Annotated in this window: 6 protein-coding genes; 4 read left to right on the top strand and 2 right to left on the bottom strand. The window is 58.4% G+C overall.

Translation table 11 applies throughout. The features are described 5' to 3' along the window. Positions 1-69 precede the first annotated feature (69 nt). Positions 70-1,071 (bottom strand): glycosyltransferase, encoded by a 1,002-nt coding sequence (locus ACYF6X_RS06175; protein ID WP_130017585.1) that lies wholly within the window; start codon positions 1,069-1,071, stop codon positions 70-72. Positions 1,072-1,596: 525 nt separating this feature from the next. Here ACYF6X_RS06175 and pabB point away from each other — a divergent pair. The 4 genes from pabB to ACYF6X_RS06155 all read left to right on the top strand — a co-directional run bounded on the left by pabB (position 1,597) and on the right by ACYF6X_RS06155 (position 7,211). Beyond that, positions 1,597-2,970 (top strand): aminodeoxychorismate synthase component 1, encoded by a 1,374-nt coding sequence (pabB, locus tag ACYF6X_RS06170; RefSeq protein WP_130017584.1) that lies wholly within the window; start codon positions 1,597-1,599, stop codon positions 2,968-2,970. Beyond that, a complete protein-coding gene (locus ACYF6X_RS06165) occupies positions 2,967-3,545 on the top strand; it encodes a CoA pyrophosphatase (RefSeq protein ID WP_130017583.1) in 579 nt (192 codons plus the stop codon). The genes pabB and ACYF6X_RS06165 overlap by 4 nt, the downstream gene beginning before the upstream one ends. 446 nt (positions 3,546-3,991) lie before the next feature. Beyond that, positions 3,992-5,356 carry an L-serine ammonia-lyase gene (gene sdaA / locus ACYF6X_RS06160; RefSeq protein ID WP_025303156.1) on the top strand — a complete coding sequence of 455 codons (1,365 nt, stop codon included), beginning with the start codon at positions 3,992-3,994 and terminating at the stop codon, positions 5,354-5,356. Between the two features lie 268 nt (positions 5,357-5,624). After that, positions 5,625-7,211 (top strand): EAL domain-containing protein, encoded by a 1,587-nt coding sequence (locus ACYF6X_RS06155; RefSeq protein WP_130017582.1) that lies wholly within the window; start codon positions 5,625-5,627, stop codon positions 7,209-7,211. Between the two features lie 16 nt (positions 7,212-7,227). Here ACYF6X_RS06155 and ACYF6X_RS06150 read toward each other — a convergent pair whose 3' ends face one another. Beyond that, positions 7,228-8,772, bottom strand: a complete 1,545-nt coding sequence (locus tag ACYF6X_RS06150; RefSeq protein ID WP_063990181.1) for a TerC family protein — start codon at positions 8,770-8,772, stop codon at positions 7,228-7,230. Positions 8,773-9,004: the final 232 nt, after the last annotated feature.

Genomic DNA, 9,004 nt, shown 5'->3' with positions numbered 1-9,004 from the left:
TGTCGTTCTCTCCGGCAAAAGGGAGAAGGAGTATACGCGCTAACGCGGCGGATCCCAACGTCTTGTGCCTCAGACCGGTTGCGAACAGCCGCTATCGCTGCGCCACTGCTTCAGCCGATGCCGCCACAGCATGACATGCCACCCCTGTTTCAGGCCGCGCGCATTAGCGAACATCGCTCTGTCGATGCCGCGCTGATAGAACTCTTCGGTGATTTGACTCTGGGCAGCCGGATCCGGTTCACGACGAATGCTGTGGCAAATGCCCAGCGCTTCGCGGGTGATTTGCCAATGGAAAGCCGGGCGAATGGCGACAGTGCCCGCATAGCGCCGGTTGAGCCGCTCCAACATTTCGACGATTTTCATATAGTGGCGTTGATAATCCACGTTCGCCTTGCCGGTGCGACGACGGTTGCTGATCGATTTGTCGTGTACCCGTTGGCGGTACAGCGGCGTACTTAAATATTTGACCCGTTGGGCATTAAACATGACTTCCGTCGTCCAGGGAATATCCTGATGATGTAACCCCGGCTCGAAATAAAGCCGATGCCGGCGAATAAAGTCGAGACGATATATTGCCAGCCATACAACGTGAATAAACTTTCGCGATTTCAGCGCACGTTCAAACCACTGTACGCCGGTGATAACGTCGGTGGTCTGTAAGCGACCCTGTGGAAAAATCGGCTGCAATTCGTCTTGGCTGGTGAAATAGCGCTCGCCATTACATTGCATTACGTCTAATTGGTGGTGCTCCGCCTGTTCCAGCAGCGTAGAATACATGTCCGGCGCCAGCAAATCGTCGGCATCGGGAAACGCCACGTATTTACCCCGGGCAACGGCGAGCCCGGCATTACGCGCGTTAGAAACGCCGGCGTTAGCCTGATCGATCACACGAATATGCGGATGCACCGCCGCGTAACGGTGCGCTATTTCCCCCGAACCGTCGGTGGAACCATCGTTGACGATGATCACCTCCAACCGTTGCTCGCGCTGGGCCAGCAGCGAAGCCAGGAAAGGCTCCAATAACTCCCCCGCATTGTGCATCGGGACGATCACGCTCAGCATTAACGACATAGGCTGCTCTTCAATGATAATGTAACAAAATAATAATTTTATTTTTCTAAAAGACTCATTCGGTTCGGCGCACGCTTGAAATAGGCGTGAAACCTCTAAATTGCCGCAGTGGCAATGGGGCCGAACTTGGCTTTCTTTTTCAAACCAGCGCCAGAAAAGCGCTGAGTAATTAATCCATTAATTCCAAAGGGCGGCGACGCTGGTTAAAATCAGGCAACGCCACGCCGCTCCCGCATCTAATAACAAGCAGAAATAATAAATTTATGAAATCAACGAATCTTTTTTATATCTCTCGGGTCTTGCGCCCTCGATAAATAGGCTTCCAGTGCATTTGACGTTAAATTTTTAACATATCGAAGTATAATCAATGGCGCAAAAAATGCCTTATTTCAGGTTTATTGAACTGCCGTTTATGTGAACTGTGCTTCATGTCGCGCATGGCAAAACATGCATGACGTGACCGTCTATGGCACACTAGCTGCCAGATATCTATCGCCGTCCTCACAGCCAGGTTTATTGACGTTCATGAGCGTAACCGCCCCAAACATAAAATCTTTGCCCTACAGCCGCGGTGCCCTGATGAAGCTCTTCGCCCCGCTTTCAGCCCACCCGTGGGCGATGCTGCTGCATTCGGGCTTCGCCGACCATTCGCATAACCGCTTCGACATCCTGGTCGCGCAGCCGCGCGTTACGCTCACCACTCAGGGTGCCAGCACGAAAATCGAAAGTGACGGCGTCACTATTCAATCGCAGGAAGATCCGTTCTCCCTGCTGCAGCAACAATTGTCGGCGCAAGGCTGGCAGCCGGCGTTTAACCCGGATCTGCCGTTTCAGGGCGGAGCCCTGGGGCTGTTCGGCTACGATCTCGGGCGCCGGGTGGAAACCTTGCCGCAGTTGGCCGAAGCCGACCTCGCTTTGCCGGACATGGCGGTCGGCATTTATGACTGGGCAGCGATCGCCGACCACCATTTGCAGACCCTGACGCTGATCAGCTATGGCGACGTAGAACAGCGCTGGCGTTGGCTCAATAGCCAAACCGCGCCGACGGAACGCCCTTTCACGCTGCTGAGCGGCTGGCGCGCCAATATGAGCCGGCGGCAATACGGCGAGAAATTCCGACGTATTCAGCGCTACCTGCGCAGCGGCGACTGTTACCAAATTAATCTGGCGCAACGGTTCTCCGCCAACTATCAGGGAGATGAATGGGAGGCATTCTGTCGATTGAGCGCCTGCAACCGCGCGCCGTTCTCGGCCTTCCTGCGCCTGCCGCACAACAGCGTACTGAGCGTCTCTCCCGAGCGCTTCCTCTGGCTGGAGCAGCAGCGTATCCAAACCCGCCCGATTAAGGGCACGCTGCCGCGGCTGGCGGACACGGAACAGGACGCCGCGCAGGCTCGCCGTTTGGCCGATTCACCCAAGGATCGCGCTGAAAACCTGATGATCGTCGATCTGCTGCGCAACGATATCGGCCGCGTCGCCCAACCTGGCAGCGTACGGGTGCCGGAACTGTTTGCCGTGGAACCGTTTCCCGCCGTGCATCACCTGGTGAGCACCATCACAGCGACCCTGCCGGCGCATACCTCGGCGGCCGAACTGCTGCGCGCCTGCTTCCCCGGTGGGTCGATCACCGGCGCGCCCAAGGTGCGAGCGATGGAAATCATCGAAGAGCTGGAGCCGCAGCGCCGCAATGCCTATTGCGGCAGCATCGGTTACCTGAGCGCCTGCGGCACGATGGACACCAATATCACCATCCGCACGCTCGTCACCGAAAACGGCCGCATCCACTGCTCCGCTGGCGGCGGCATCGTGGCGGACAGCCAGGAGCAGGCGGAATACCAGGAAACCTTCGACAAGGTTGGTCGTATTTTGCCGCAGCTTGGGGAGTATGCCCTGTCGTGATCCCATCGAACTCACCGGCCTCACTGCACGCCTTTATCAGCCGTTTTCAACTGCAGCTGCCGCAGGCGGCGCAGATCTCGCACAATGTGCGCCCGGCGGCGGTGCTGATCCCAATCGTCTGCCGCGCCGAGCCGACGCTGCTGTTGACCCGGCGCGCCGACTCGCTGCGCAAACATGCCGGCCAGGTGGCCTTCCCCGGCGGTAAAACCGATGCCGAAGACGGATCGGCGATCGTCACGGCGCTGCGAGAAGCGCAGGAAGAAGTGGCGATACCGCCGCACGCGGTGACCGTCCTCGGCCAAATGGCGCCGCTCGACAGCAGCACCGGATTTCAGGTCACGCCAATCGTCGGCCTCATCTCGCCGGACGTGCAGTTCCACGCCAATGAGGGCGAAGTGGCGGACGTGTTCGAGATGCCCCTGCAGGAAGCGCTGACCCTGTCGCGTTACTACCCGCTGGATATTCATCGCGCCGGCCATACGCACCGCATTTACCTCTCCTGGTATCACAGCCAATTTATCTGGGGGCTGACCGCCGCCATCATTCGCCGCCTGGCGCAGCAGGTCAGTATTTAACCCGTATTGCGTGATCTGACTCGCAATCTGGCATGGCCGTCGGCGTCCACTGCAGGTAAAGCGATCGAAATCACTTCATTTGATCGCTTTTTCAACTACCGTTCCGGTTGAATGGTTTTAAAAAAACTGTAAACCCTCTCTTAAACCTTACGAAATACCTGTAAAATACCACCGTCCGAGATAAACCACTGTAGAAACAGGGATTAAGCCGGCGGCGTTCAGCACGGAAGGCTGGCGCGATTACCGTTAATGGAGCTTGGGCGAAAGCGGATACCCCGCTTAAGGGTTCGCCCCGGGTAATCAGTAAAAAAAGCGACACCACGGATTATTTAATTTCATGCGAAAAAGGCAGCCGAACCCGCACGGCCCTTTTACAATATCGCTGTTCCCTGCGCGGTTTTTAACCGCTGCAGCCATAACAATACGTCTCTTTAAGGAGTTTTAGCGTGATTAGCGTTTTCGACATGTTTAAGATCGGCATCGGCCCGTCCAGCTCTCATACGGTTGGACCGATGAAAGCCGGCAAACAGTTTGTCGACGATCTGGTAAATAAAGGCCTGATGCCTTCTATCACGCGTGTTGCCGTAGACGTTTACGGCTCACTCTCATTGACCGGTAAAGGTCACCATACCGATATCGCCATCATTCTCGGCCTGGCCGGCAACATGCCGGACACCGTCGATATCGATAGCATTCCGGGTTTTATTCGCGATGTAGAACAACGTCAACGCCTGATGCTGGCCAACGGCCTGCATGAAGTCGATTTCCCACGCGACGGCGGCATGGTCTTCCGCAGCGACAACCTGCCGCTGCACGAAAACGGCATGCAGATCCACGCCTTCGCCGGCGATAAAGAAGTGTACAGCAAGACCTATTACTCTATCGGCGGCGGTTTTATCGTCGACGAGGAGAACTTCGGTAAGGACGCCGAGCAAGAGCTGCAAATGCCCTATCCGTTCAACTCCGCGCGCGAAATGCTCGATCACTGCCGCGAGACCGGGCTGTCGCTGTCCGGCATGGTGATGCAGAACGAACTGGCGCTGCACAGCAAGCAAGAGATCGAGACCTACTTCGGCAACGTCTGGCAAACCATGCGCGCCTGTATCGATCGCGGTCTGAACACCGAAGGCGTGCTCCCGGGGCCGCTGCGCGTACCGCGCCGTGCCTCCGCGTTGCGCCGCATGCTGGTGGCGTCGGACAAACTGTCCAACGATCCGATGAACGTGATCGACTGGGTCAACATGTTCGCGCTGGCGGTTAACGAAGAGAACGCCGCCGGTGGCCGCGTGGTCACCGCACCGACCAACGGTGCCTGCGGCATCGTCCCTGCGGTGCTGGCTTACTACGATCACTTCATCGAGTCCGTTAGCCCGGATATCTACATCCGTTACTTTATGGCGGCAGGCGCCATCGGCGCGTTGTACAAGATGAACGCTTCCATTTCCGGCGCCGAAGTCGGCTGTCAGGGCGAAGTCGGCGTGGCCTGCTCCATGGCGGCAGCCGGCCTGGCCGAACTGCTGGGCGGCAGCCCTGAGCAGGTATGCGTGGCGGCGGAAATCGGCATGGAACACAACCTGGGGCTGACCTGCGACCCGGTCGCGGGCCAGGTACAGGTGCCGTGCATCGAGCGCAACGCCATCGCCTCGGTCAAGGCGATCAACGCCGCCCGCATGGCGCTGCGCCGCACCAGCGAACCGCGCGTTTCGCTGGATAAGGTGATCGAGACCATGTACGAAACCGGCAAAGACATGAACGCCAAGTACCGGGAAACGTCACGCGGTGGCCTGGCAATCAAGGTGCAATGCGACTGACAGACAACCCCGCCGCCCGGCGGGGTTTTTTATGGATAATCAATTCATTGCCCCTCTTTAGTGACAATGTCACCAGAAAATATCCTGCATTTTTCTCATCGATCCGACGGTTAACCTGCAAATTGGCCTTCTGTTTTACCAAACTGAAATAATTTACTGAGTTACCATCAATCTTGTATAACCTCAGGCTAGAATTAGCCGAGCGCAACTTAAGGAGCTATGGCCTGACTGTGACTCGGAGCTGGATTACCGAACAAGGATTTACCGGATGTTGATGACCCACCTCGCCGCGTCCCGATATCGTTACTACCGTTGGCTGCTGGCCGGAGCGGTGGGCGCGGCTATTCTGTTGGTATCGCTGTATACCCGTTACTATCAAGAGGTCAAAAGCATCGAGCTGAGCCAACAGACATTGGCCACCCGAACCGTCGGCAAGCTCAACCAGTTGCTGACGCCGGCGCAGCTGCAGGCGGAACGCAGCATGGACATGCTGGACCAACCCTGCGAGAACGTCTCATCGACCCTGCGCTTTCGCGCCGCGCAAAATCAGGCGTTGCGCGCCATGCTGCTGGTAAAAAACGGCATTATTTACTGCTCCAGCCTATTTGGCGCCCGTCATTATCAGCTGGCCGCGGTGATGCCCACCTTCGTCAACAGCGACGCCAGGCTGGCGCTGCGCCCCTCGCTGGCGGTCAGCAAAGGTCTGCCCACGCTGGTGATGTGGACGCCATCCCCCCGCGATAACACCAGCGGCGTGCTGCACGTATTCAATATCGAGCTGCTGTCCAACTTTTTACTCGAGCCGCAGGAGCCTTACGTTCAGCGCGTGGTGCTGAACGTAGCCGACAGCAGCCTGGAATACGGCCGACGCGAAATCCTGAGCCGGGACACCCTGACCAACGATCTGCGCTACACCGCCGGCTCTGCGCTGTATCCGTTCTCGATTTCTCTGTTCGGCCCGCAGATCGGCATGCTGGCACTTTCCGCACTGCCGCGCCATATTCCGCTGGCGCTGCTGATCAGTCTGTTGGCGGCCTATGTGGTCTATCTGCTCACCGCCAACCGCATGAGCCTGTCTTACCACATCGGCCATGCCATCACTCATCGCGAGTTCCGCGTCTACTGCCAGCCGATCATCCACAGCGACACCGGGCGCTGCGCCGGCGTCGAGATGCTGCTGCGTTGGAAAAAGAAGCGACAAGGATGGATCTCGCCTGACGTGTTTATTCCGTTGGCCGAGCAGCATGACCTCATCATTCCGCTCACCCGCTATTTGATGAACACCGTGGCGGAAAATCTGCAGCTGTTCCCGCCACGACCGTCGTTCTACATCAGCATTAACGTCGCCGCCGAGCATTTTAAAACGCTCAACATCATCGACGATATCCGCCAGATTTGGCTGCCGGCGCACCCGATGCCCTCGCTGATGCTGGAGCTGACCGAACGCACCGCGCTGTCGGCGATCCAGTATGACCAGATTCGCACGCTGAAAGACATGGGGATCATGCTGGCCATTGACGATTTCGGCACCGGCCACAGCTCGCTGAGCTACCTGAAAAACCTCAGCCCGGACGTGTTGAAGATCGATCGCGGGTTTACCGCCGCCATCGGCACCGACGCGGTCAACGCCACGGTGACCGACACCATCATTACGCTGGCGCAGCGGCTGAAGCTGAAACTGGTGGCAGAGGGGGTGGAAACGGAGGAACAGGCCGACTATCTGCGCGCACGCGAGGTCAATGCCCTGCAGGGGTATTATTTCGCCAAGCCGATGCCGATCCACGTTTTCCCGCTGTGGTTGCAGCAGTACGAATCGCGCGTCAGGAAAGCGGAAGAGGATCCGCCGGAGGCCTGAGCCCCCGGCGGGAGGGTTACGAATGCGTCGGTTCGTCGAAGACGACGCGGGTGACACGCACCAACTCGATGCGATAGTCGGAGACATCGACGATATCGAAACGCAGGTGGTTCAGTTCGATGGTGTCCCCCACCACCGGCATCTGGCCATAGTGAGCCAACAGCAGCCCCGCCAGGGTAGCGTAATCGGCGGTGGGGCTGACCAGGTCATCGCAGGCCAGCGCCTGTTCCAGCGAGTGCAGATCGGTTCCGCCCTTCACCAGCCAGCCGTCGCCTTCCGCCACGATGTCCGGCGTTTCATCCTCGTCCGGGAACTCACCGGCAATCGCTTCCAGCACGTCCAGCGGCGTCACCAGCCCCTGCACGACGCCGAACTCGTTGGTGACCACCACCAAACGTCCTTTGGCGCGGCGCAGCACCGCCAGCAGCTTGATGACGTCCATGGTTTCCGGCACCACGATCGGCGGCGTACGGGCGGCGAACTCGGCGATATCCTCCCCTTGCTCCAGCGCCACCAGCAGATCCTTGGCGCGTACCACGCCGACGATCTCATCCACCGAGTCGCGACACACCGGGAACAGGCTGTGCGGCGTATCCAGCAGCTGTGCGCGCACCTCCTCTCGGGAGCGCTCGCAGTCGACCCAGGAGATGTCGGTGCGCGGTGTCATCACGCTGCGCAATGAGCGCGAGGCCAGTGTCAACACGCCGCTGATCATATAACGCTCTTCCGCCGCGAAGGTTTCGTCCCTTGGCAAGGCGACCTCATCGTCCGTCTGCTGCGCACGTTGCTGCCCCATCAGGCGCATGATCGCTTCCGCGGTGCGCTCGCGCATCGGGCGGCGCGCTTGATGCTTGATGAAGTTGCGGCGCGCGATCTGGTTGAACAATTCAATCAGGATCGAGAAGCCGATCGCTGCGTACAGATAGCCTTTAGGAATGTGCAAGCCGAAGCCTTCGGCGATCAAGCTCAAACCGATCATCAGCAGGAAGCTCAGGCACAGCACCACGATGGTCGGATGCGCGTTGACGAAGTTGGTCAACGGCTTCGACGCCAACAGCATCACCGCCATCGCGATCACCACCGCCGCCATCATCACCGGCAGATCGTTCACCATACCCACGGCGGTAATCACCGCATCGAGCGAGAACACGGCGTCAAGGATCACGATCTGCACCACCACCGCCCAGAACTTGGCGTAACCGCGATTGGCGCCGTCCTGGTGCGTCTGCCCTTCCAGTCGTTCATGCAGCTCCATGGTAGCCTTGAACAGCAGGAACACCCCGCCGAACAGCAGGATCAAATCGCGGCCGGAGAAGCTGAAATCGCCGACGCTGAACAGCGGCGTGGTCAGGGTCACCATCCAGGAGATAACAGACAGCAGGCCCAAACGCATCAGCAATGCCAGCGACAGGCCAATGATGCGCGCCTTATCGCGCTGCTTCGGCGGCAGTTTGTCGGCCAGAATGGCAATGAACACCAGGTTGTCGATGCCCAGCACGATTTCCAGCACCACCAGCGTAAGCAACCCCGCCCAAATAGAGGGGTCCATTAAAAATTCCATATCAGACTCCAGCGAAAAGTGGGAATGCGCGCACGCCGCGCAGACGTGACGATGCCGCCGCTGCGTGGGCGCAGTCGACACTAGCAAAGTGACGGAATGGGGTTACCGGGAGATGGCCGAAGGGCCGAACAGCATATGCAACGCCAGCAGGTGGCGGATGAAACCTGGAAAAACAGTAACTTCGGTGACAGTCCATAGGGAGGGCTGAGGCCCTTCACTCCTTAGTGATGAA

It is taken from the genome of Serratia sp. ID 25-353, from assembly GCF_054792795.1.
Note: the sequence above shows the minus strand (reverse complement) of the source record. Positions and strands in the feature narration are given on the sequence as shown.